Below are 25,165 nucleotides of genomic sequence, written 5' to 3'. Positions count from 1 at the left end.
TTGGATCAATCTAGAGAAAAAATGCTAAAAAAGAAACCTGATTATATCTATCCTTTTACCCCCTATACCCAAACAGTCAATTTACAGGGAGCACCGGTTAAATCAGGAATGAGTTTAAATGAAGTAAATAAAGAGAGGTCAAAAATAAAAGGTCTTGAAAAAATGGGATACTGGGATAACGATGGCGACTGGAGCTGGGATTCCGGCTCTACCACTATAAAAACCGGAGAGTTCCGCGAACAAAAAGATCATAGCTCTATATGTCCCAATCAGGACTATTGGTATTATATAACTTTGCGTTATAGTGAAGGAGAGTTGGAATATTTGAAAATCTCTTATGAATTGTATGAGAAATAGTATTTTACAGAGGAATATAATAAAAAATAAAGATAAAGGATTTTAAATGAAAAATCTCTTATTTATACTGCTGAATCTAAGCATGAGTAGCTCGTTTTTTGTACAGTGCCAGCCCAAAAAAGATGCACTTATCATGAAAACAGAAGATACAGAGTTTGCTATTACTCCCTGCCAAATAACCTATAAAGGAAAGGAGCTTCCTTTAGGGAAACCCTTGGATGCATGGATCCAATTATTAGGAACATATTCAAGACATACAGGCCGAGGATATGTATGGGATTCTTTAGGAATTGCAATTAATGACTGGGAAGCTAATCATGAATATGTAAAAGAACTATATATTTTCTTTGTCAATCTGGATAGTAAGGTAGGACAAGCGGGAAAATTGCAATTTGTATGGAATGAATATTACATTTTAAGTAAAGAGGAGGAGGAATCTCTTCTAAAAAGTACAATAAGAAATAAACCATATACTCAGGAAGAGTTGGATCAATCTAGAGAAAAAATGCTAAAAAAGAAACCTGATTATATCTATCCTTTTACCCCCTATATCCAAACAGTCAATTTACAGGGAGCACCGGTTAAATCAGGAATGAGTTTAAATGAAGTAAATAAAGAGAGGTCAAAAATAAAAGGTCTTGAAAAAATGGGATACTGGGATAACGATGGCGACTGGAGCCGGGATTCCGGCTCTACAACTATAAAAACCGGAGAGTTCCGCGAACAAAAAGATCATAGCTCTATATGTCCCAATCAGGACTATTGGTATTATATAACTTTGCGTTATAGTGAAGGAGAGTTGGAATATTTGAAAATCTCTTATGAATTGTATGAGAAATAGTATTTTACAGAGGAATATAATAAAAAATAAAGATAAAGGATTTTAAATGAAAAATCTCTTATTTATACTGCTGAATCTAAGCATGAGTAGCTCGTTTTTTGTACAGTGCCAGCCCAAAAAAGATGCACTTATCATGAAAACAGAAGATACAGAGTTTGCTATTACTCCCTGCCAAATAACCTATAAAGGAAAGGAGCTTCCTTTAGGGAAACCCTTGGATGCATGGGTAGAACTATTTGGACCTTATTCTCGTAATTTTAATGAACATACCTATATTTGGGATTCATTAGGAGTCGCTATCTTTAACTCATGTATAACTGCATATGAAACAAATGTAGATAAAGAAAAAAGAAAATGTGATCAACTATATATTTTCTTTGTCAATCTGGATAGTAAGGTAGGACAAGCGGGAAAATTGCAATTTGCATGGAATGAATATTACATTTTAAGTAAAGAGGAGGAGGAATCTCTTCTAAAAAGTACAATAAGAAATAAACCATATACTCAGGAAGAATTGGATCAATCTAGAGAAAAAATGCTAAAAAAGAAACCTGATTATATCTATCCTTTTACCCCCTATACCCAAACAGTCAATTTACAGGGAGCACCGGTTAAATCAGGAATGAGTTTAGAGGAAGTAAATAAAGAGAGGTCAAAAATAAAAGGTCTTGAAAAAATGGGATACTGGGATAACGATGGCGACTGGAGCTGGGATTCCGGCTCTACCACTATAAAAACCGGAGAGTTCCGCGAACAAAAAGATCATAGCTCTATATGTCCCAATCAGGACTATTGGTATTATATAACTTTGCGTTATAGTGAAGGAGAGTTGGAATATTTGAAAATCTCTTATGAATTGTATGAGAAATAGTATTTTACAGAGGAATATAATAAAAATAAAAAAGTTAAGAATATAAAGAAATAAATCATGGGAAAATATCTGATCCTAAGTGTTTTATAGCGGTATCAGTAGATGGGCTACCGGCTACTAGAGGTTTACCAAATCCTAGTTAACAGTTTGTTCAGATAACCCCAAAACTCTTCCATGTAGTACCTTTCTTATACGAACAAAACCTGCTCCTCAAAGCCAACAGGATATAGAACAGACGGTGGGTAGAGAAAACAAAAAGCAAAATCTGGTTTATATGAAAGATGTTACTAATAATCCAAAATTTTCCGAAATAATTGCTAATAATAAGACTTTAGTAAACCGTAGATAGTGGAAAATTTATTTACTCATATCCTTAGAAAAAGAAGGGAAAGTAATTATGAGAAAGTAAGAGAATTATTTTTCTGAGAAATTTTCTAGGAGTACTTGTAAATCTTTTACATTAATTAATCCGTTATATTTAAAAATAGGAATATATTCTTTAGAGAAAATCACCCAGGTAGGAGTTGCTATTTTTCCATTTTCCAAAGCATATAAGCAGGCTAGTTGATGAGCTTCGGCTTTTGTATTATATTCATAAACCTGATGATCGAAAACTATCTGAGATTTTTGTTCAGAATTAATTTTTACAAAATAAAAGTTATGAGAAAGGATATCTTGAACTTTTTTATCTTTACTTAATTGTTTTTGTTGTATGGAGCAATAAGCACAATAATCAGAATCTATATATAGTACAATAGGTTTTGGATTTTTTTTCATGTTTTCCGATAAATTATTAAAAGAAATTTGTGAAAACAAAAAACCGTTTAAAAAAAAGAAAAACATGCACAGAAACTTACCAAAATTTTTTAAAAAAAAATAGTGTATAGGAAATAAAGAAAAGTATAAGTGTTTAAGCATATATTTTTTTCTGTACATGTTTTTCTATATTATAATAATCTAATCTTAAAATAAATTATACCTTAGGCCTAAAAAACCATGAATTCCCTGTAATGAAGCATAATTATAAGATGTATCAAAAGTATATCCGTTAGGATTATTCACAGGATCGTCAACATTTTTATCAAATGGGTCAAAAGGACGCATTAAAGGATTTTTAGGAATAAAATTAAATAGATTTTTTAATCCTCCATACACTTCAATTCCATTATCGAATTTCTTAGTAACTTGTATATTAGCTATACAAAACCAAGGAGAATTTTCATCTCGATAATCATTGGGTTCTATAGGTAAACGCATTGGACCGTTCCATTGACCGGTAAAATCAATAATAACATTTTTTGGGAATGTATAAGTAGCTACAAAGGTACCGGACCATTTTGGAGCATGGAGTTGTCGTACTTTACGGTTAATATAGTTTTCATCTTTCTCTTTCAGGTATACATCCATGTATGTGATTCCTGCAAGTAATTTAAGAGGAAAATTAAAAGTAAGATCTGCATTTAACGATATTCCCTGAGAAATAGCATGACCGTCTAAATTATCATAAATAATCTGTTTAGGGTTTGTATCAAAATCTCCTACAATTTTATTGGTGAAATAAGAATAAAACCCGGTAACATCAAAATTCATAAGTAAATCGGAAGTAGGAATCTTAAGAACATAATTTAAATTTCCGTTATATGATTTTTCAGGTTTTAAAGAGTGAGTAATAATCACTTCTCTGGCTCCGGTAAGAGCCGCATGATCTTCTGTAAAAATATTAACAACTCTGAATCCTGTTCCAAAACTAGCTCTAAGTGTATTGTTAGTATTTGGCGAAAATTTATAAGCTATTCTTGGAGAGTGAATGTTACCGTGGTTTTTATCATGATCATATCTGTATCCCAATAATAATTTGTTTTGAGTATTTATTTTCCATTCATCCTGAATAAAAGCACCCGGAAGAGGCGTTTCGGCAGGATCGTTACGAAGTCCGTCAGAAGAAGCAGTAGCCGGAGTATTATCATCATAATGAGTAAACCGGAAAGAAGCCCCAAGCAAAATATTATGGTCTTTGATGGTTTTATCCCAATAAGTCTGTATAAAGGCAACTTGTTGGGTAGCTTTGTAAGGAGTTGCTCCATACCAGGAGTTTTGGTCATGCCAATTATAAGAAAACTGAGTGTAAATTTTTTCTTTTAAAGGAAGTTGATAAGCACCTATAATTTCAATTCTTTTAGTATAAATACTTTCACCATATACTTCATCACTTCCTCTGAATTTTTTATTCCAATTCATTTCACCTCCCCAACGATCTTCATTGACCCAGCGTAATCCTAAACTTGCAGCTCTGTTTTCTTTTCTTTCAAAATTCCATTTATTAAAAACAGAAATTCTGTTTTGAATAGTTAAATCGGTAAATCCGTCGTGATTATTATCAATAGGATTATCATAATAAAAATAATTGATGCCTAATAAACTTGTGGCTTTTTTACCTGCTTTAAATTTAAGGGAGGTATCAGTATTCACTTCACCCCAACTAGTACTAAAAACATCCAAACTGAATAGGGGAGCTTTAACTGGATTTTTTGTAATTACATTTATAATTCCTCCCATAGCTTCAGAACCATAAAGAGAAGCAGCAGGACCTTTAACCACCTCTATTCTTTCCACAATACTATTGGGTATACCACTTAGCCCGTAAACGGTAGAAAGTCCGCTTACAATAGGCATCCCATCAATTAATATTAAGGTATATGGGCCTTCCATTCCATTAATATGTATATCTCCCGTATTACATACATTACAATTTAATTGAGGTTTAACTCCGTTAACCATTCCGACGGCATCAAAAAGACTGGGAGTAGGATTTTTTTGAAATAATTTAGGAGTAATAATTTCTACAGGTATAGGGCTATCAGATCTTCTAACTTCTTTAAGTGTTCCAGTAATGACAACATCTTCTATATTTTTAGCTCTGTCATTCTCTAGAGAATCTTTTTCCGATTGAGAAAATAAATTACTTACTGATATTAAAAGGACAAAAAGGCAATAATACTTTTTCATATATAATATTTATACTTGCAAAATTATAAAATTAGATTTATCTAACAAATTTATTTGGTTAAATTTTAATTTTTGCTTATTAAATAAATTTTTATATTTGTGCATGTACTCTTATGTAGAAGAAAACTATTTAAAAGCGTTATTGACTTTGACCAATGAAAAAGGAGAGGTTTCAACTCTGGCTTTAAGTCAGTCTTTAAACATAAAAATGCCTACAGTTAATAGCATGATGAAAAAATTCTCTGAAAAGGGATTGGTTCATTATCAAAGTTATAAGCCATTTAAACTGACAGAAAAGGGGCTAAAAGAAGCGGGATTAATTCTTAGAAAACATAGGCTTACCGAAATTTATTTAGTGGAAAAAATGGGATTTAGCTGGGAAGAAGTGCATGAAATTGCAGAACAGCTTGAACATGTTCACTCTGATAAGTTTTTCGAAAAAATGGATAAATTGTTAGATTACCCTAAGTTTGATCCTCACGGATCTCCTATTCCGGATGTAGATGGAAAGTTGGAATGGGTGCATTATAAAAAGCTTAGTGAATGCAAGGTAGGGGATAAAGTTTTACTTGCTGCCGTAATGAATAGTTCCAGAGAATTTTTAAAATATTTAAATTCCAAAAAATTAACTTTAGGTTTAGAATTAGAAGTTATTCAAATTGAAGAATTTGATAAGAGTATGACCTTGAAAATTATTTCTTCTAATCGTATAGAAGTGCTAAGTAATTTAGTTACCGAAAAATTACTAATAAAAAATAACTGATTTTTAAGTGCTTGTCAGGTAGTATTCTTATACTTTACTCAATCTTTATATCTATTAAAAAGATAATTGTTTTTTTTAATTTTAAATTACTAGTATATTAAAAAAAAATCTTTTAAGTTTTAAGTAAATAGATAATGTTAGGTTGCCTGAATTATTATTAAAGCTATTGATATATTATGAAAAGAAGATCTTATTATTGCTATTTGTGTTCATTGTAAAATTTAATTTTTCTGCTCAGGAAAAAGAATATAATTTCTAAAAAATAGCTATTTGAGATTACAAAAACCAATAAAGCTTATATGGAGAATAAAAGAGGTAAAAACCGATTTTCATTATATAACTAAATTTGAATTACCACGATAAAATAAATCCTTATCCCATTTACAGAGAAAGGATTTATTTTTTTAAGATAAGTGAAATAAGTTTTTACCTTACTTATTATTTTTTTCTTAGTAGTATTCTGAGCTTTTTCAGAAGTCTTCTTTACATCATTAATAGCTGATTGAGTATCTTCAATAGTTTTAGTTGTTTGATTAGCTGTATTGGATATACTGTTGGCTGTGCTTCTTACAGAGCTCGTAATAGAATTTACCGTATCGCAGGAAAAAAATAGTAGAGGAAATAAAGTAAGGAATAAGATCATGTAATTTTTTTTCATAATTTCAATAAATTTTCGGTTATTTTAAATTGATTTCAAAAATAGAAATTACACTGCTTTATGATCCTTATACAAGTGTCTACAAAATATCTACCATACGTTTGCAAAATATCTACATAGCATATGATCTTAGTTATAAAGTAAATATTTTTCCATAATTAATGTTTAGATTATTAGATGCATACATATATTTATTTTCCTTATTAATAGTTATAATTTCAAGAGCATTTGCGTAACTTTACATAATGAAGAAAGGATATGCAGATTTGCCTTTACATTATGGAACAGTTCCAATTTGGTTGGCAAAAAGAATGAGTTTGCTAGGAGGAGCAATTGTAGAGGCTATTGTCCAGGAATATGGAAGAAAGGCATTACTGAAAAAATTAAGTGATCCATTTTGGTTCCAATCTTTGGGTTGTGTGCTGGGAATGGATTGGCATTCTTCAGGGATAACCACTTCTGTGATGAATGCATTAAAAAAATCGGTAAATCAGAGATCTTCTGAATTAGGAGTTTATATCTGCGGAGGAAGAGGAAAATCATCACGCAATACACCCTCAGAACTTCTAGATATAGCTTATAAAACAGGATTGAATGGTGAAGATTTAGTAAAAAATAGTCGTTTGGTAGCCAAGGTAGATAATACAGCTGTTCAAGATGGTTTCCAAATATATTTACATTCATTTATAGTAACCCAGGAAGGAGATTGGGCAGTAATTCAGCAGGGAATGAATCCTTTTGAAAAAATGGCAAGGAGATATCATTGGTTATCATCTTCAGTAAAATCTTTTACAGAGCAACCTCATACCTTTGTTTATGGCAAAAATCAAGGGGAAATTTTGAATCTTACAGATATAAAAGCTAATTCAACCAAACAAGGAATTTTAGAATTAACTAAAGAAAATCCGGATAAATTAATGAGGGAAATATCTCTTATTATGCCCAAGCACCATGAAGTATTAGAAAAAGATGTAAACTTGAAAAGGCTAGGAGCTACCTTAGTATTAGCACATGAAACAAACATTCAAGATATAGAATCTTTATTATTAGTAAATGGTGTAGGTCCCAGAACCTTACAATCTTTAACTTTAGTCAGTGAAGTTATCCATGGAACTCCCTCCCGCTTCTCAGATCCTGCACGTTTTTCTTTTGCCCATGGTGGTAAAGACGGACACCCTTTTCCTGTGCCTACACGGGTGTATGATGAAACTATTGAAATTTTCGATAAAGCTTTACATCTGGCAAAATTAGGAGAAAAAGATAAATACGAAGCGCTAAAAAATCTTTCTAAAATATCAATGAATATAGAGAAAGATTTTATTCCTGATTATAAGTTGCAGGATTGGATAGAGAAAGAAAGAAAAAATTCATGGAAGTATGGAGGTAAAACTGTTTTAGGGGATGCGATTAAAAATTCAGATACTTCAAAAATAATTACTAAATCAGGATTTAAACCTGGAAATAAATTAAAAAATATAGATACAAATCAATTAAGTCTTTTTGACTAAGTATATAATAGAAATTATAAACTATTATAATTTATATAAAAAAATGTACTACATACAAAAAGCGTAAAAATATTTCTTATTGTTAAGAAAACAATAAGAAATATTTTACTAAAAATGATTACTAAATTATGGAGACATATTTAATGTAAAAAAATATTAGAGATAATGAAAGAATAGTAAAAGATAATAGAATTACCCTTTATATCCTGAAAATTTTGCATTATTGATGGCGTTAACTTTTGACGAAAAACCTTCACTTGAAGCTGCAACAATTTTGCCATTGCTGGCAATTGATCTCCATCTCCACTCTCCTTTAGAATCTTGATAAAATTCCCATTTTAGATTTTCACTCATAACAATATATTTTAATTTTATAAATATAAAAATAATATTTTGAAATTTAAAATAATATAAAATTATTTTCAATTATATTATATTTTTAAATAAAATAAGGTATTTGTCTGATGTAAAAAAATTTTATTAATTAAGAGCTTAAATACTAAAAATAAATATTAATTTACCAATTAAGGAAATCTATAAACACTCAGTAATAAATTTTGCTTTTAATTCAGTTTCTTTCCATTCCTGTAATGGGTTACTTTCAGCCGTAATTCCACCTCCTACAAAAAGTAAGGCTCCATTAGTGTAAAGTTTTCCACATCGTAGATTTACAAAATAATTTTTGGAGCTTGAAGTTTCTATGCCAATATAACCGGCATAAAAATCTCGATTATATTTTTCTTCATTAATTATAAAATTCCTGCTTACTTCTAAAGGTAGACCGCATACGGCTGGAGTTGGATGTAGAGAATGTATGAGTTTCGAAAGCAGTTGTGGGGCATTTAAAGGAATTGAAAAATAAGTGATTAAGTGTTTCACATGTCCTAAGTGAAGAGTTTCAGGACCTTTTACAGAAATAGATGAAGAATAATACTGTAATTTATTATAAATATAATCTGTTACATATTTTTGTTCTTCCATTTCTTTATTTTCCCAAACAAAAGAATCTTTATCGGGGAGAGTACCAGCCAAGGCCATAGTTTTGAAAGTAGAATTACTCCAAGATCCTAAAATTTCAGGTGTAGCTCCTAACCAAACTTCTTCTGAATTCCAAAAACTGAGATGACAAAAAGAATTAGGATATTTTTTGCAGAGAAATAAAAAAGATTGTATAGGATTTATATTAGAATTATCGACCCATTTTTCTCTAGATATTACTATTTTATCCGCATTTTTTTCTTGTAAAAAATATAAGGTTTTGTCTAAAATCCTCAAGTAATTGCTCTCATTAATTGTCTGGGTATTTTTTTTAGTAGACAAGGAGAATGTAAGTTTTTCCCATTCAAAATCGGAAATTTTATTAAATTGAGAAAAAGGGAATACATATTTTTTTGACGAGTCAAAAGAAGTAAACGAGTAATAATTACTTCCCTTTTGATCCTGTATAATTAAATATATATTTTTTTCTTCGGGAAACTTGATACAGGCAAAAGCGGAACCAGAATTAATAAGATTGTTAAAAAAAGACGTAATCATTATTTAAAATCTTTTTTAGCAACAATACGATTTGTCATTGTAGCATAGCCATTTTTAAACGTTGTATCTCTAGTTTCATTATACAAATTTATTTCTACCACCTGTGTATTTTTCCCTTTATTTATAAAACTGGCTACTGCACGGATTTTACCGTGTCTTACTGCTTTTATATGATATCCAGTTACCTGTGTACCAAAAACATAATATTTTTTTGTATCAACACTGGTAATGCTAAGTAAAGAACCTACACTTTCTGCCATCGCTAAAGATGCCCCTCCGTGAAGAAATCCCATAGGCTGATGTACAGTTGGTTCAACTACCATTTCTGCCGTAAGAGTATCACCGGTAAAATCTGTAAATACAATACCTAGTGTTTCCATTAATGTATTTTTGGATAAAGTATTTAATTCTATTAGTATATCTTCACTTTTCATTATAAAAATTTTCTGCAAATGTATTAAATTAATCCATCTTAATATAGTGGTTAATCAATTGCTTTTTTATATATTTAGAAAAAATCATTAAAGTTAAAACATGAGTAAAAAGAAAAAAATAGTTTTTTATTGCATTTTTTTTAACTTGATTATAGGAAATATTTTGTTCTTTTTGACCTGCAAAGGGATAATTTTTGAGATGAGTATTTCCGCAATTTTATTTTTGTCATTTATTTTCAAATATTCAATTAATAAAAACACACACAAATTTATTTTAGTATTATTAGCTTTTTTTACAACACTTGGTATTGAAATGCTTGGAATTTGTTTATACTCCTTATTTTCAGAATTGAATTATATTAAGGAAATCAAATTACAAACTATTTTAAACGTTCTGTTCAATTCTTTAAAAGGAATACCTTTAGTTTTACTGGGAAATGTATTTATATTTCCCGATACAATTATTTTAAGTATTATAAATTATAATTACTTTGTTAAATATAGAAATGCTTTACTTAGAAATTAAGTCAATATGTAAACTTTGCAATTGAGTTGCATTTAGCATAGGGTATTTTTGATATACAAAATTTAAATTTTAATATAATGTGTACACATAATCATTCAGAATGTTGTTCAAGCTCTAATGATAATCAAAAAAATGGGGAGGATCATAACTATGAACAAGACACAGGAATAGAAGAGAATACAAATATTCTTAAATTATTTCTTCCGGCTATTATTAGTTTTATTCTGTTGATTACAGCTATAATTCTGGGTTATTTTGATGTAAGTTTTTTTCATTTGAAATGGATAAAACTTGTGTGGTATCTGATAGCCTATTTTCCTGTAGGATATCCGGTATTTAAAGAAATGTGTGAAGAATTTAAAAATAAAGATTTTTTCAATGAATTTTCATTAATGTTTCTTGCTTCTGTAGGAGCATTTTATATAGGAGAATATCCGGAAGCCGTAGCTGTAATGTTATTTTATTCAATAGGAGAAAATTTTCAGGATTTGGCAGTATCTCGAGCAAAAAAGAATATTAATTCTCTTTTGGATCAGAGGCCTGATGTAGCAACCGTTTTGGAAAATGACAACTCCTTAAAAGTATTTAAAGCAAAAGAAATACAAGTAGGTTCAGTTTTACAGTTAAAACCCGGTGAAAAAGTTGCTTTAGATGGAGAATTAATATCTTCTTCAGCCTCTTTTAATACTTCTGCCTTAACTGGAGAAAGTGCCCCTCAGACTAAAGAAAAAGGAGACATTGTGTTAGCAGGAATGATCAATCTCAATACAATATCTCAAATAAAAGTCACCACACCTTATTCAGATAGTAAGCTTTCTAAAATACTAAACTTGATTCAGAATTCTAATTCTCAAAAAGCTAAGACAGAATTATTTATACGAAAATTTGCTAAAATATATACTCCGGCAGTATTTTTTATAGCTCTTTTAGTTTTTATTGTACCTTATTTTGTTTTACAAAATTATAATTATCAAACCTGGTTATATCGTTCTCTTATATTTTTAGTAATATCTTGTCCTTGTGCTTTAGTTATATCTATCCCATTAGGATATTTTGGAGGTGTAGGCTTGGCTTCAAGAAACGGAATTTTAATAAAAGGTTCATATTTTTTAGATATTTTAGTAAAAATCAGACAAGTTGTTTTTGATAAAACAGGTACTTTAACACAAGGTAATTTTATAGTTCAGAATATATATGTCGCAAATGGTTTTGAAAAAGATAAAATATTAGATTGGGTAAATATAACAGAGTCAGGAAGCACTCATCCTATAGCAAATGCTATACGAGAGCAAATACAAATGAAACCTGATGTATCAAAAATTTCTTATTTAGAAGATATTCCAGGAAAAGGAATTAAGGCTAAAATTGAAGGAAACGAAATATTAGTTGGTAACTTTAAATTATTAGATCTTTACCATATATCATATGACGAAAATATCAAACAAATAGTTAATACGCTGGTTTTAATATCTGTTAATAATAAATTTGCCGGATATATAGAGATAGCGGATCAACTTAAGCCCGATGTTAAAAAAGACATAGGACAATTGCATGCATTAGGTATAGGTACAACTGTACTTAGTGGTGATAAAAATACCATTGTTCAGGAAGTAGCAAAAGAAATAGGTATAGATCAGGCATTTGGAGATTTATTGCCGGAAGATAAGGTTATAAAAATGAAAGAAATAAAAAAACAGACAGAAGGCATGGTTGCATTTGTAGGGGATGGTTTTAATGATGCTCCTGTAATAGCGTTAAGTGATGTGGGTATAGCTATGGGAGGTCTAGGAAGCGATGCAACAATTGAGGTTGCAGACATAATTATTCAGGATGATAAAACGGCAAAGGTACCTTTGGCTATACGTATAGGTAAAGCTACAAAAAAAATTGTGTGGCAAAATATTATCTTAGCGTTTAGTATCAAACTTTTAGTAATGATTTTAGGATTATTTGGAGATGCTAATCTATTGGAAGCTGTTTTTGCAGACGTAGGAGTTGCATTATTAGCAATTTTAAATGCAGTACGGTTGCAAAATATGAAAATTTAGGTTATTTTGATAAATGTCTATAAAAAAAAGCTGTTTTTATTTAACAGCTTTTTTACTATTGCTTTTTTAGAAAAGATATATTTCTTTCATTTTATCTATTTTGACATCTAAAACATCTTGTAGATAAGATTGTACACAGCCATATTTTTTATTAATTTCAGAAATTGCAGATTCCAAAAATTCAGGTCTGACTGTATATAGGTATTTATTAATAGGATTTTCTTCAAATAGAGGAAGATACTTATCATCCAAATATTCATTGGAAGACATATAATCTTCCATAATTGTTTTATAAGGAATATCTAGGGAAAATAGTAGCAAGGACGCTGCAACACCTGTACGGTCTTTTCCAGCAGAGCAGTGAAAAATAAGTGGATTTTCGCCTCTTTCCATAATTTTGAAAAACTCTTTAAATATAGCAATACAATCAGGAGTAGATACCATAATTCTATAAAGGTCCATCATTTTCTCAATAATATCTTCTTTAGTTACTCCTTCTTGTTTACGTAAACTTAACAAATTACCGGGTTTGATACTTAAAGAATAACATTTCTTTAAACCATTCGGAAACTTATCAGGAGCTGAACTACATTCGTCTTTATAGCGGAAATCTATTACATAATTGATAGGAATACTGGAAAGATATTGTAAATCTTCAGGAGTTAAATTATATAAATCGTCAGTTCTGAATATTTTCCCCCATTTTATATGTTTTCCATTAGAAGATTGCATTCCTCCTAAATCTCTAAAATTATATCCTCCGGCCATTGGCAATTGAGTTTCTGAAAGAATGGCTTCTCCATGATCCGTAGTAAGTTTAAAATAACTTCTTTCGCTTGTACTCACATACAAAGGGTAAATACCATGATCTTTACCTGTCGCTATTGGGGTATCTAAATTTATGGTTTCTGGAGAATTTCCAGCAAATAAAGACCATTTGCTCTGTGTATTTATTTCTAAAGAAGCTAGTTTGGTATATTTATTCCGAATAATTCTGGCTTCTTTATATACATCTGTCGCCACATGATAAATTGGTTCTTTGATATTATTTTTTTTTTCTAAACTCTTATTTACGTTCATATTTCAAGCTATTAAGGTTTATAAATTATAATAAGAAAGTAAATTTAACAAAAATTTATCATATTTATAAAATATATAGGCTATTCATTAAAAACAAGAAGAAAAATCATAGGTTATGAAAATAGCATATGGTTAATTATAGTTGAATTGTAGGTATATGAAAAATAATTTTTGAAATATTAATATTTTTGTAATATTATATGGCTGATTTTATAAATTATATTTTGTAATTTATCTCTAATACTATAAAAAAAACTAATGAATTTGGTTTTGTAAACATTAAAAGTAAAAAGGAAAAATAAAAATATTAAATTATAAGTTTTTCTTATTAAAAAAATAAGATGGAATTGGAAAATTGGGGACAGATTATACAAAGTCAAATGGCAAATATTTCCGTATGGGAAATGATAGGAGTATTTTTTGGAGTTGCTGAAGTTATTTATGCAAAATATAATAAAGTATGGTTATATCCATGTGGAATAACAAGCATACTTATTACAATTTACTTATATTTTAATGTGAAGTTATTTGCAGAGATAATCCTACAATTTTATTATTTGGTTATGAGCATATACGGATGGTATATTTGGGTTAGAAAACGTAAAAGCCATTTGCAGGTCAGTTATTCTTCAGATAAAGAATTAAAAGTAGCGATATGTATAGTAATTTTCTCTATTTGTGTATTGTATATATTCCTTAATTTTTTTACAAGTTCCGATGTGCCTCTTTGGGATTCTATGGTAAGTGCTTTTGCATGGGCTGGAATGTGGTTGCTTACACAGAGGAAAATAGAAAACTGGATATTTTTAAATATTAGTAATTTTATAGCTATTCCATTAATGTTGCACAAAGGATTAATTCTATATTCGATACTTACTCTATTTTTATTCATTATTGCACTATTGGGATATAATGATTGGAAAAAAATAATAAAAAAAGAAAAATATTAATATAAATATTGATATTTTTTTATATTTTTATATCAAAATTATAAAAATATGAGTGGGGTATCATTCTTTTGGTCTGTTATAATAGGAATTATTGCAGGTTTTTTAGCAGGTGTTTTAATGAGAGGAAAAGGATTTGGATGTTTTATAAATCTTTTAGTAGGAATTATAGGTAGTGTTTTAGGAGGATGGATATTTAGTTTATTACAAATTTCCGTTAATAAAGAAAGTAGAATAGGAGTATTGTCTATGTCTACTATTGGAGCTATAGTGTTGCTACTAATAATATCTTTTTTTAAAAAAGAAAAGTAAATTTATTACTCTGTTAAAAATTTTAAAGCTTCAGATTTTACATCCAGTTTCTGTATTTTTTCCTCTAAACTTGGAAACAAATGGATACCGTTTAATATTCCAATTCCAACAGTATGCCATTCATCTTTATATAGAACCTGAATTGTAGAAAATAATAAATAATTTTTACGTTTAGTATATTTTTCAATAAAATTATTTGCCCATTTATATTCTAATGTAGGGAGTATATGTTTACTGAGATTACCAATAAATTTTAAATTAGGATTCTGAATTTTATTTAATTCATTTTCTGCTTTTTGGTCAAATAAATATATGAATTTATTCCTTAAAAAAATTTCATGAGCTTTTTTATCAGGATTAGTTAAAATTAGTATTCCGGAGAGTATTGCAAAAATAAAAAGAAAAATATATCGTAATTTCATAAGGCTTTTTATAAATAATACAACAAATATATTATTTATAAAAAATCACAAAAAATGTTCCTTATTTTTCCACATATATAAAATTGCATTTTTGAGTGCTTTTTCTGATGGAATAGGTGAAAATTCTAATTCATTTTTAGCCTTTGAAATATTAAAATCCTGTTTTAGACCATAAAACATAGAAACTTCTTTTTCAGTAATAGCAGGGGCTTTTCCAGTAATTTTTGCAATAATTCCCATTATATATCCCATAGAATAAAGAATAAATTTAGGAACTGATTTCGGTTTTTTTAACTTTAATTCAGGAAGGATCTGATTAGCTATTTCAATAGTGGTAGTAAGAGACATCCCTTTTTCATTAGCCAGGATATATCTTTCTCCTTTGCGTCCTTTTATAGCAGCCATATAGCAGCCTTGAGCCACATCTTTAACATCTATCCAGTTAATATATATATGAGTTTCCAGTGGAATTTTATTAGATATTAAGTTTTTCAGTATTTCATTGGAATTGCTTAATTTGTCCGTTATAACACTACCAATCATTGCACTGGGCAATACAGTAACTAATTCAATATTGTATTTTTCAGATAATTGAAAAGCTAATTTTTCACTGTCGTTTTTTGAATTATAATACATATCTCTACGGTCCGTATTATATCCTGAATTTTCATTAACCGGAAATGAGGAATAATTTAATGCAGCAATAGAGCTTACATATACAATTCTTTTAACTTGAGCAAAAGAAGCTGCTTCAAATAGTATACGACAACCTTTCATATTGGTATCATAAATTTCTTCTTTTGGATGTTTAGCCCATAATTTAAATACAGCGGCAACAGCAAAGACTATACTAACTCCGTTCATAGCTTTAATCATAGAATCTTTGTCGGTGATATCTGCATAAATAACTTCACAATTTACGCCTTCAAATGATTTTGTATTATGTATATTTCGAACAGATGCACGTACTTTATATCCTTTTTGTACAAGTAATCTAACCAAATTGTTACCTAAATGTCCATTTGCGCCGGTAACTAGAACCAATTCATTTGATGTCATATTTTTAAACTTTATATTATAAATACAAAATTCAGAAACTTATAGGAAAATCTACTTAACATTTGTCAAGCAGATTTTTTCGAATTCTGCTTAAGCTTTCTGGTTTAATCCCCAAAAAGGAAGCAATATATTGTAGAGGAACATGATTTATGATCTTAGGATTGGCATTTATTAAATCCAAATATCTTTGTTCAGCAGTTAAAATGGCAAAATTTTTAGCTCTATTTTCATTGTAGTCTAAAGATTTCTGTAAAATGAAAGTGGCATAATCTTTCCATGCAGAGCTATTTTCCATCATAAAGGAATAATCAGATCTATTCATTTTAAGTACATCACAATTTGTAATACAATGAACATTTACAGGAGAACACTTTTGGTCTAAAAATTCCATATAAGAACAAAAAAAACCATGTGGGCAATTTATATGAGTAGTAACTTCATAACCATTTTCATCATAATAGAATAAACGCATAAATCCGGAAATAAGGTAATATATGTATTTTGGGATATGATTAGCTTTTTCAAGAATTGTATTTTTGGAAATATAAACAGGTTCAAATAACTTATAACACAGATTAATATCATTTTCAGAAAGTTTCACTTGTTTTTGTATTTCATATAATAAATGTTGATGCATTTCCATAAATTAGTAGAATTTGGGTAGGTTGAATAGATTATATAAATAACAAAAGTAACGAATAATCTTCCTCTTATTAAAATAAAACTTATATTTTTGTATAAACTTTAGTAAGGAATGAAAAAATATAATTTTGATCAGGTTATAAACAGACAAAATACGGATTCTTTAAAATATGGAGTATTAAAAGAAAGATACGGAAGAGATGATTTACTTCCGCTATGGGTGGCTGATATGGATTTCCAATCTCCTCCGGAATTAATAGATGTTTTAGTGAAAAGATGTCAACATGGTATTTTTGGTTATCCTTTTGCATCTCAAGAATATTATCAGTCTATTATTGATTGGCAGAAAAAACACCATCAATGGAATGTTGAAAAAAATGAAATCAGCTACATACCGGGTATAGTCAAAGGAATTGCTTTTGCTTTAGATGTTTTTTCCGAAAAAGGAGATCAAATTATTATTCAACCTCCGGTATATCATCCTTTTCGTATAATTCCTAATTTACATAACAGAGAGGTGGTAAATAATCCATTAATTCTAGAAGGGGATCGATATAAAATGGATTTTACTGGTTTGGAAAAGCTACTGATAATAAACAAAAAATGTAAAATTTTAATATTATCTAATCCTCATAATCCGGGTGGAAGAGTATGGAGTAAAAAAGAGCTTACCCAATTAGCAGAAATTTGTTATAAAAATAAAGTATTGGTAATTTCTGATGAAATACATTCTGATCTTGTATTAAATGGAAATAAACATATTCCTTTTGCTTCAGTATCTCAAGAAGCGGAACAGAATAGTATTACATTTAATGCTCCTTCCAAAACATTTAATATAGCAGGAATTGTAACTTCTTATTCTATTATTAAAAATGAAAAAATAAGAGAAAAATTTCATAAATATTTAGTAAGCAATGAACTAAATGATGGAACTATCTTTGCATATCTAGCATTACAAACAGCTTATGAAAAAGGAGAAGAATGGTTGAAAGAATTAAAAAAATATATTGAAGATAATGTAAAGTATGTGAATGATTACGTGCAGAATAATATTCCGCAAATTAAAGTTATGATTCCTGAAGCTTCTTTTTTATTATGGTTAGATTGCCGTAAATTACACCTATCTCAAAAGGAATTGAATTCTCTTTTTATAAATAAAGCACATTTAGCACTTAATGACGGGGAAATGTTTGGAAAAGAAGGTGCCGGATTTATGAGAATGAATATAGGATGTCCTCGTTCTTTATTAGAAAAGGCTTTACATCAGTTGCAAAAAGTTATTTAGATACGGACAAGTCATTTTGTAAAATTATTTGTATTTATATTAATAAATGAATCTATATATAAATATAAGAAGTAGATGTAGTAAAATTGTACACCTATTATTTTTTAAAGTAACCTAAATAAATTATAATTAGGTATTACAGTTGTATTATAAAATTAAATTGTAATGAAAATTTACATTAAATTGGAAATATATAAATATATCTAAATTATAATTTTATATTATTTAAAAAATTAATCACTTCCTCTATAGAGATAAATGTGTATTCTGTTTCATTACTCTGAACTATAAAAAAAGAATCTTTACCGATAATAGTTATTTGTGCATTTTCATGAATAGAAAAAGAATTCCTTATCAAAGCTTTACGTAACCAATAAATAGATTCGATTTTTCCTTCTATTGAAACTTCTTTTTTATTTATATGAGGGGTGAATTCATATTCATTGATAATATAATTAAAATTTAAAGATTTTCCAGCAAAATAATTTAAAATATCTTCCTGTTTAGCAAGGTCTTCGGTAAAGCCTATTTTTAAACTTTTATTTTTTATCATCCAGAGTTTATCAGCTACATTCAAACCTAAAGAAAGATCATGGGAAGTAAACAGTATGGTTTTTTCTTTTTCTTTCGCTAGATAATGAATAATATTCATAACCTCCAGCTTATTGGAAACATCGAGGTGAGAAGTTGGTTCATCCATTATCAATATAGGGGTATCCTGAACTAAGGCTCGAGCTATCATAGCTTTTTGTAAATTTCCATCAGAAAGTTCATTTACATAATAGTTTTTATATTGGTAAAGTTCAAATAAGTTCAGCACTTCTTCAATTTTTTTATCTTCCTCTTTTGTTAATTTTTGATACCATTTTTTATATGGATATCTTCCTAAAGAGACTAAATCATATATTCTAAGATCTGGGCTTAGTTGACTTTTAGATAAAACTACAGAAATTAGTTTACTTAATTCAGAAACAGATATTTTTGTTATATCTTTATCCAATATTTTAATGGTACCTTTCAGTGGAGATATTTCTTTAAATAGGGTTTTCAAAAAAGACGTTTTGCCACTTCCATTTTTACCAATTAATAACAATATATCACCTTTTTTTATTTTTGCATCTATATTTGAAATAAAAGGTTTCGAATATCCTATTGAAAGATTTTCTAGCTGAATTATATTTGCACTGTTAGTTTTCAATACATACTATTTTTGAATCGTGTTTTTAAAATCATAAATAGAATGGTAGGAATCCCTATAAGGGACGAAAGTATGTTAACAGGAAGCAGTGTATAACTCATAATAAGGCTAATGAATAGCATAAAACCGATTCCGGAAAAAATATTTAAAAGTATTTGTGCCCATAATGCAGAAGGATTCCATATTTGTCTGCAGAAATGAGGAATAATAATACCAATAAATACTATAGGTCCTAACATAGCTGTAGTACTTCCTGTCAATAAACAAACAGCAAGAACAACCCATACTTTTAACCGATGCATATTTACCCCTAAAACTTTTGCATACTCATTACCTAATAAAAAACCGATTAATTCTTTCACTGCTAAAAAAGCTGGAAATAATCCAGAAATAACACAAATACTATAAACCCAAATTTGAATTCCAGAAAGTCCTTCAAAAGAGCCGAAAGACCAAAATGTATATTGTTTTAAAGTTTCTGATTGTGAATATATTTGTAAAATGCTTATAAGAGAACCACAAAATGATGAAATTAAAAAACCTATAATAATAAAGGTCGAAACCTCTTTAATTCTTTGAGATAAAAATATCAAAAATACAGATACAATCCAAGCACCAAGCAGGGCACTTAGTATAAGTAGCCAACCTGTAAGCCATTGAAAAGAAATTATTAATTGTGTACCTCCTAAGAATACAGAAAAAGCTACTGCTAAAGCAGAAGCAGATGATATTCCTAATATCGAAGGCTCAGCCAGAGGATTTTTAAACAATTCTTGTAAAAGAAAACCACTTACTGGTAAAGAAATTCCTGCGAAAATTACAGCTAAAGTTTTATTAAAACGATAAGAAATGATAAGATTTTTGGTTTCATTCTGAGAAGTAAATAAATCTAATATAGAAATGTTTTCATATCCAGTAAGTAAATTAATAAAAAATAAAATAATACAAACTAAAGCTATTAATAGTAACCGTATTACAAATTTTTTTGAAAACATCGTTACAAAGATAAAAAATCCGTCTTTTTTTATATATACAAAAACAAGAGTTTATTTTTTCAAATTCTTAATTTTGTATTTTATAAAAATAACTTATGCCTGAGTATATTACATATTTTATAGAATTATTAGGAAAAGATTTGTGTTTTTATGATGAAAAAACACTTATTGATTATTCATATGATCATACAGAAAATCTTAAATTTTTACCCTCTATAGTTTTAAAACCTAGAACAGTCGAGCAAATATCACAAATTGTACAATATTGCAACCAACATAAAATCCCTATTACTCCCCGTGCAGGTGGAACCGGACAAATGGGAGGAGCCTTACCAATACATGCTGGGGTAATTATTTCTATAGAAAAATTAAACAAAATTATAGATATAGATACTCAAAATTTTCAAGCAACGGTGGAAGCAGGAGTTATTAATTTTCATTTGCAACAAGCTTTAGAACCATTAGGTTTTCTTTATGGACCCGATCCTTCTAGTTGGGGAAGTTCCTTTATAGGAGGGAATATAGCGACTAATGCAGGAGGATTACGTGCAGTAAAATATGGCGTTACATCAGCTTCTGTATTAAATCTTGAAGTGGTACTTCCAAATGGAGATATAATTTGGACAGGTGCTAATACGCTAAAAAATTCAACAGGATATAACTTAACTCAATTGTTTATAGGTAGTGAAGGAACTTTAGGAATTGTAACAAAGGCGATATTGAAAATAATTCCTAAACCTAAAACAGATATAACGATTCTCATACCATTCCATAATTTAGAAGATTCAGCAAAAGCAGTAACAGACATATTCAAAAACGGGCTTTTTCCTTGTTCTTTAGAACTTATGGAACGAAATGCTCTGGAGCAGGCAATGGCTCATTTAGAAGATAATTCAATTCCTTTACAAGAAAACGTACAAGCTCATTTATTGGTTAGTTTTGATGGGGAATCTCAAGAAGAATTGATGCCATTAATTGAAAAGACTATATCTGTGTTAGAAAATTATACAACAGAAGAGATATATTTTGCTGATAATGAGATGGATAAAAGTAGATTGTGGCAAATGCGAAGAAAAATTGCCGAAATTGTTAAAGCAAATGGTTATACTATAGAAGAAGATACAGTTGTCCCTAGGGCAAAATTACCAGATTTAATAAATTTCGTCCATCAATTAGCATTAAAAAATAATTTAAAAGTAGTTTGCTACGGACATGCGGGAGATGGTAACCTGCATATTAGGTTTAATCATTCCCAATATAAAAATTCTTATAATAATCCTTTTATTCAGGCAATATTATATGATCTTTTTCAATATATTTATTCTTTAGGAGGAACTATTTCCGGAGAACATGGTATAGGGCTTATACAACAACCATATTTACCTATTGTATTTACAAAAGCAAATTTGGAGATTCAAAAAAATATAAAAAACGCTATTGACCCTAATAATATTATGAATCCAGGTAAAGTTTTGAATAACAATTAATTTAGAAAAAAATAATACAGTTGTAACAACTACTTAAAATTCTATACATATTTTATAGTATCAGGCAGTGAGAAAAATTGAATCAGAATTTTCCGAATTAATACAGAAAAATCAAGGGATTATTCATAAAATATGTAGAATTTATACTACCAATGAAGAAGATTCCCAAGATTTGTTTCAGGAAATAGTATTACAATTATGGAAATCCTATAAAAGTTTTAAAGGAAATTCAAAATTTACTACTTGGATGTATAGAGTGGCTTTAAACACAGCGATTACTCTTTTTAGAAAATCAAACCGTAAAATAGATACACAGGAAATAGATCAAAACTTATATAAAATTTCTCAAGATACAGATTATACGGATAAACAAGAACAAATTAATAATTTATATGATGCAATAAAAAAGCTATCAGAGATAGATAGGGCATTAGTATTACTTTATTTAGATGATTTGCCATATAAAGATATTGCAGAAACTTTAGGAATTACAGAAGTAAATGCAAGAGTAAAGATGAAAAGGGCAAAAATTAAACTAAAAGAAATTATGGATAAGGATGAATAAAGATTTAGATTTAGATAATTTAAAAGAATCATGGAAGAAAGTTCAAATTTCTGCTCATAAATATTCACGGGCAGAACTAATACGTATGTTGAATAAAAAATCTACTAACAATGTAAAATATATCGTAATAATTAGTATTATTGAATTTATAGTTGTTTTTTTATCATTATTTATTACTTCTGTAGATAAATCTATTTTGAATAATTTAGATGCTGAGGCTCAAGAAAATTATTTAAGAAATGCTAGAATAAGTCAATATCTATCCTATGTAAATATTGTTATATCTTTTATTTTTATTTTCTATTTTTATAAATGTTACAAAAAAATTAATATCTTAAACTCTACGAAAGAATTTATAAATAATATTCTAAAATTTAGGAAAACTGTAAATATTTTCATAATTGTAAATTTTTTCTTAGGAATGATAATTTTATTTTTAACAGGTTATTATTCTTTTATGGGAGGATTTAGAAAAGCTTTTATAGATGGATATAGTAATGAAATAGAAAAGGTACATCTTCCTATACATTCTCCTAAATATATGCTTATTTTTATTATTATAAGTTTTTTTCTCATAGCTTTTGTTGTTGTTTATTATTTGTTAGTCTATGGAATTTTATTAAGGAAGTTAAAAATAAACTTGAGGGAACTCCAGAAAATAGATAAATAGGAGGAATAAAATATTAAAAAAATAAACAATTTGTTTATTTTTGATCTATATAGATTTGAAATAATAATAAAAAAATGTATTTTTGCTTTTAACTAAGTTATGGGAAATCAATCACAATATACAGAGGATAATATAAAAACTCTTGAATGGCAAGAGCATATACGTATTCGTCCGGGAATGTACATTGGAAAACTAGGAGATGGCTCATCTCCTGACGATGGAATTTATATATTATTAAAGGAAATTTTAGATAATTCCATAGATGAATATGTCATGGGAGAAGGGAAACGTATCAATATTTCTTTAGATAATAATATAATAAAAATAAGAGATTTTGGAAGAGGAATCCCCTTAGGGAAAATGAAGGATGCAGTATCCAAAATGAATACTGGAGGAAAATATGATTCACGGGCATTTAAAAAATCTGTAGGTTTAAACGGGGTTGGTACTAAAGCAGTGAATGCACTTTCCTCTTATTTTAAAGTTAAATCTGTAAGAGATGGCGTAACACGTACAGCAGAGTTCCAAAGAGGAGAAATTGTAAAAGAAAGTCCAGAAACAGAATCAACGGAACGTAGAGGTACAGAAATAACATTTGAACCTGATTCTTTAATCTTTAACAATTATAGATTTAGAAAGGAATACATAGAAAAAATGCTTAAAAACTATGTATATCTGAATCCGGGATTAAAAATATATTTTAACGGAGAAGAATTCTATTCAGAAAATGGATTACAGGATTTGTTACAAGAAAATATAGAAGGAGATATAATATATCCAATTGTTCACCTTAAAGATGAAGATATTGAGGTAGCATTTACCCATGGTGAGAAATCTCAATCTGAAGGATATTTTTCATTTGTAAATGGACAACATACGACCCAAGGAGGTACTCATTTAACCGCTTTTAAAGAAGCATTTGTAAAAACAATTAGAGAATTTTATAATAAAAATTATGATGCTTCAGATATACGTAAATCAATAATAGCTGCAATTTCAATAAAGGTTATAGAACCGGTTTTCGAATCACAAACTAAAACAAAATTAGGGAGTAGTGAAATGGGGCCGGATATGGTTTCTATACGAACATTTATGAATGATTTTTTAAAAAAACATTTAGATAATTTTTTACATAAAAATCAAGATGTAGCAGATTCTCTTCAAAGGAAAATCATAACCTCAGAAAAAGAAAGGAAGGAACTATCAGGAATCCAGAAATTAGCAAGAGAGAGGGCAAAAAAGGTTAGCCTTCATAATAAAAAATTAAGAGATTGCCGTCAACATTATAATGATCAAAAATCACCCAGAAAGCTTGAATCAACTATTTTTATAACTGAAGGAGATTCAGCGTCTGGATCAATAACTAAAAGTAGAGATGTAGAAACTCAAGCTGTTTTTAGCTTAAGAGGTAAACCCTTGAATTGTTATGGGCTTACTAAGAAAATTGTTTATGAAAATGAAGAATTTAATCTTTTACAAGCAGCACTGAATATCGAAATTAGTTTAGAGGATTTAAGATACAATAATGTTGTTATCTCTACAGATGCAGATGTAGATGGTATGCATATAAGACTTCTAATGATAACATTTTTTTTACAATTTTTTCCGGATTTAATAAAAAATGGTCATTTATATATATTACAAACCCCCCTATTTAGAGTAAGAAATAAAAAAGAAACCCGGTATTGTTATACAGAAGAAGAAAGAATAAAAGCCTTGGAAGAGCTTGGTAAAAATCCTGAAATTACCAGATTTAAAGGTTTAGGGGAAATTTCTCCTGATGAATTTAAAAATTTTATTGGTAAAGATATGAGGCTTGAACCAATTATGCTTGGAAAGGATACATCTATTGATAAATTGTTAGATTTTTACATGGGGAAAAATACATTAACAAGACAAGAATTTATCATAAATAACTTAGTGGTTGATGATATATAATATCTACTTTTTTAACT

At 28.7% G+C, this 25,165-nt stretch carries 25 protein-coding genes; 13 read left to right on the top strand and 12 right to left on the bottom strand.

Annotated features, from left to right (window positions below; translation table 11 throughout):
- The 3 genes from C4S77_RS10525 to C4S77_RS10515 form a co-directional block, all read left to right on the top strand.
- A partial coding sequence (locus tag C4S77_RS10525; RefSeq protein ID WP_395856396.1) for a hypothetical protein occupies nt 1-357 on the top strand: 357 nt, incomplete at its 5' end.
- 82 nt (nt 358-439) lie between these two features.
- Nucleotides 440-1,198 carry a DUF7738 domain-containing protein gene (locus tag C4S77_RS10520; RefSeq protein ID WP_146106103.1) on the top strand — a complete coding sequence of 253 codons (759 nt, stop codon included), beginning with the start codon at nt 440-442 and terminating at the stop codon, nt 1,196-1,198.
- Nucleotides 1,199-1,280: 82 nt separating this feature from the next.
- Nucleotides 1,281-2,069 carry a DUF7738 domain-containing protein gene (locus C4S77_RS10515; protein WP_146106102.1) on the top strand — a complete coding sequence of 263 codons (789 nt, stop codon included), beginning with the start codon at nt 1,281-1,283 and terminating at the stop codon, nt 2,067-2,069.
- A 414-nt stretch (nt 2,070-2,483) separates the two neighbouring features.
- Here C4S77_RS10515 and C4S77_RS10510 read toward each other — a convergent pair whose 3' ends face one another.
- Complete coding sequence (locus C4S77_RS10510) at nt 2,484-2,846, bottom strand: thioredoxin family protein (RefSeq protein ID WP_181042873.1); 363 nt, start codon at nt 2,844-2,846, stop codon at nt 2,484-2,486.
- A 186-nt stretch (nt 2,847-3,032) separates the two neighbouring features.
- Nucleotides 3,033-5,075: a TonB-dependent receptor plug domain-containing protein gene (locus C4S77_RS10505; RefSeq protein ID WP_105247504.1), complete on the bottom strand. Its 2,043-nt coding sequence runs from the start codon at nt 5,073-5,075 to the stop codon at nt 3,033-3,035.
- A 103-nt stretch (nt 5,076-5,178) separates the two neighbouring features.
- On the opposite strand from C4S77_RS10505, the gene C4S77_RS10500 reads away from it, so the two are divergent.
- Nucleotides 5,179-5,838, top strand: a complete 660-nt coding sequence (locus tag C4S77_RS10500) for a metal-dependent transcriptional regulator (protein WP_105247503.1) — start codon at nt 5,179-5,181, stop codon at nt 5,836-5,838.
- 340 nt (nt 5,839-6,178) lie between these two features.
- Here the strand turns inward: C4S77_RS10500 and C4S77_RS10495 are convergent, their stop codons facing one another.
- Entirely contained in the window at nt 6,179-6,496 is a 318-nt protein-coding gene (locus C4S77_RS10495; RefSeq protein ID WP_105247502.1) for a hypothetical protein, read from the bottom strand.
- A 245-nt stretch (nt 6,497-6,741) separates the two neighbouring features.
- Between C4S77_RS10495 and C4S77_RS10490 the strand changes: the two genes are divergently transcribed.
- Nucleotides 6,742-8,004: a DUF763 domain-containing protein gene (locus tag C4S77_RS10490; RefSeq protein ID WP_105247501.1), complete on the top strand. Its 1,263-nt coding sequence runs from the start codon at nt 6,742-6,744 to the stop codon at nt 8,002-8,004.
- A 192-nt stretch (nt 8,005-8,196) separates the two neighbouring features.
- Here C4S77_RS10490 and C4S77_RS10485 read toward each other — a convergent pair whose 3' ends face one another.
- From C4S77_RS10485 to C4S77_RS10475, 3 genes are all read right to left on the bottom strand, one after another.
- Nucleotides 8,197-8,358 carry a YegP family protein gene (locus C4S77_RS10485; RefSeq protein WP_105192799.1) on the bottom strand — a complete coding sequence of 54 codons (162 nt, stop codon included), beginning with the start codon at nt 8,356-8,358 and terminating at the stop codon, nt 8,197-8,199.
- Nucleotides 8,359-8,538: 180 nt separating this feature from the next.
- A complete protein-coding gene (locus tag C4S77_RS10480; RefSeq protein ID WP_105247500.1) occupies nt 8,539-9,540 on the bottom strand; it encodes a chorismate-binding protein in 1,002 nt (333 codons plus the stop codon).
- Nucleotides 9,540-9,974, bottom strand: coding sequence for a hotdog fold thioesterase (locus tag C4S77_RS10475; protein ID WP_105247499.1), 435 nt, complete (start codon nt 9,972-9,974; stop codon nt 9,540-9,542). Before C4S77_RS10475 ends, C4S77_RS10480 begins: the two co-directional genes overlap by 1 nt.
- Before the next feature lie 603 nt (nt 9,975-10,577).
- Between C4S77_RS10475 and C4S77_RS10465 the strand changes: the two genes are divergently transcribed.
- Nucleotides 10,578-12,548, top strand: coding sequence for a heavy metal translocating P-type ATPase (locus tag C4S77_RS10465; RefSeq protein WP_105247497.1), 1,971 nt, complete (start codon nt 10,578-10,580; stop codon nt 12,546-12,548).
- 66 nt (nt 12,549-12,614) lie between these two features.
- Here the strand turns inward: C4S77_RS10465 and C4S77_RS10460 are convergent, their stop codons facing one another.
- Nucleotides 12,615-13,628, bottom strand: coding sequence for a tyrosine-protein phosphatase (locus tag C4S77_RS10460; protein ID WP_105247496.1), 1,014 nt, complete (start codon nt 13,626-13,628; stop codon nt 12,615-12,617).
- Nucleotides 13,629-13,969: 341 nt separating this feature from the next.
- Between C4S77_RS10460 and pnuC the strand changes: the two genes are divergently transcribed.
- Together pnuC and C4S77_RS10450 are read left to right on the top strand one after the other, a co-directional pair.
- On the top strand, nt 13,970-14,578 hold the full coding sequence (pnuC, locus tag C4S77_RS10455) for a nicotinamide riboside transporter PnuC (RefSeq protein ID WP_105247495.1): 609 nt from the start codon (nt 13,970-13,972) through the stop codon (nt 14,576-14,578).
- 48 nt (nt 14,579-14,626) lie between these two features.
- Nucleotides 14,627-14,887 carry a GlsB/YeaQ/YmgE family stress response membrane protein gene (locus C4S77_RS10450; protein ID WP_105192676.1) on the top strand — a complete coding sequence of 87 codons (261 nt, stop codon included), beginning with the start codon at nt 14,627-14,629 and terminating at the stop codon, nt 14,885-14,887.
- 5 nt (nt 14,888-14,892) lie between these two features.
- On the opposite strand, the gene C4S77_RS10445 is transcribed toward C4S77_RS10450, so the two are convergent.
- Genes C4S77_RS10445 through C4S77_RS10435 form a run of 3 tightly spaced genes read right to left on the bottom strand, consistent with a single transcriptional unit; the run spans nt 14,893 to nt 17,011 of the window.
- Entirely contained in the window at nt 14,893-15,309 is a 417-nt protein-coding gene (locus tag C4S77_RS10445; RefSeq protein WP_105247494.1) for a DUF4359 domain-containing protein, read from the bottom strand.
- 45 nt (nt 15,310-15,354) lie between these two features.
- On the bottom strand, nt 15,355-16,368 hold the full coding sequence (locus C4S77_RS10440) for an NAD-dependent epimerase/dehydratase family protein (RefSeq protein ID WP_105247493.1): 1,014 nt from the start codon (nt 16,366-16,368) through the stop codon (nt 15,355-15,357).
- 55 nt (nt 16,369-16,423) lie between these two features.
- Complete coding sequence (locus tag C4S77_RS10435) at nt 16,424-17,011, bottom strand: Crp/Fnr family transcriptional regulator (RefSeq protein ID WP_245915783.1); 588 nt, start codon at nt 17,009-17,011, stop codon at nt 16,424-16,426.
- A 111-nt stretch (nt 17,012-17,122) separates the two neighbouring features.
- On the opposite strand from C4S77_RS10435, the gene C4S77_RS10430 reads away from it, so the two are divergent.
- Nucleotides 17,123-18,295: a MalY/PatB family protein gene (locus C4S77_RS10430; RefSeq protein WP_105247492.1), complete on the top strand. Its 1,173-nt coding sequence runs from the start codon at nt 17,123-17,125 to the stop codon at nt 18,293-18,295.
- Nucleotides 18,296-18,503: 208 nt separating this feature from the next.
- On the opposite strand, the gene C4S77_RS10425 is transcribed toward C4S77_RS10430, so the two are convergent.
- Both C4S77_RS10425 and C4S77_RS10420 read right to left on the bottom strand, forming a co-directional pair.
- Nucleotides 18,504-19,493: an ABC transporter ATP-binding protein gene (locus C4S77_RS10425; RefSeq protein ID WP_105247491.1), complete on the bottom strand. Its 990-nt coding sequence runs from the start codon at nt 19,491-19,493 to the stop codon at nt 18,504-18,506.
- The gene (locus tag C4S77_RS10420) at nt 19,490-20,488 is read right to left on the bottom strand and encodes a FecCD family ABC transporter permease (RefSeq protein ID WP_105247490.1); all 999 of its coding nucleotides are present in this window, start codon (nt 20,486-20,488) and stop codon (nt 19,490-19,492) included. The genes C4S77_RS10425 and C4S77_RS10420 overlap by 4 nt, the downstream gene beginning before the upstream one ends.
- Before the next feature lie 95 nt (nt 20,489-20,583).
- On the opposite strand from C4S77_RS10420, the gene C4S77_RS10415 reads away from it, so the two are divergent.
- The 4 genes from C4S77_RS10415 to C4S77_RS10400 all read left to right on the top strand — a co-directional run bounded on the left by C4S77_RS10415 (nt 20,584) and on the right by C4S77_RS10400 (nt 25,148).
- A complete protein-coding gene (locus C4S77_RS10415) occupies nt 20,584-21,975 on the top strand; it encodes an FAD-binding oxidoreductase (protein WP_105247489.1) in 1,392 nt (463 codons plus the stop codon).
- Between the two features lie 67 nt (nt 21,976-22,042).
- A complete protein-coding gene (locus C4S77_RS10410; RefSeq protein WP_105192691.1) occupies nt 22,043-22,540 on the top strand; it encodes an RNA polymerase sigma factor in 498 nt (165 codons plus the stop codon).
- Nucleotides 22,533-23,210, top strand: coding sequence for a hypothetical protein (locus C4S77_RS10405; protein WP_105247488.1), 678 nt, complete (start codon nt 22,533-22,535; stop codon nt 23,208-23,210). Before C4S77_RS10410 ends, C4S77_RS10405 begins: the two co-directional genes overlap by 8 nt.
- 99 nt (nt 23,211-23,309) lie before the next feature.
- Nucleotides 23,310-25,148, top strand: a complete 1,839-nt coding sequence (locus C4S77_RS10400; protein ID WP_105247487.1) for a DNA topoisomerase IV subunit B — start codon at nt 23,310-23,312, stop codon at nt 25,146-25,148.
- Nucleotides 25,149-25,165: the final 17 nt, after the last annotated feature.

Origin of the sequence: Apibacter adventoris (assembly GCF_002964975.1) — a bacterium.
GTDB lineage: Bacteria > Bacteroidota > Bacteroidia > Flavobacteriales > Weeksellaceae > Apibacter > Apibacter adventoris.
The sequence above is the reverse complement of the archived record's forward strand: the minus strand, read 5'-3'. Positions and strand labels throughout refer to the sequence as shown.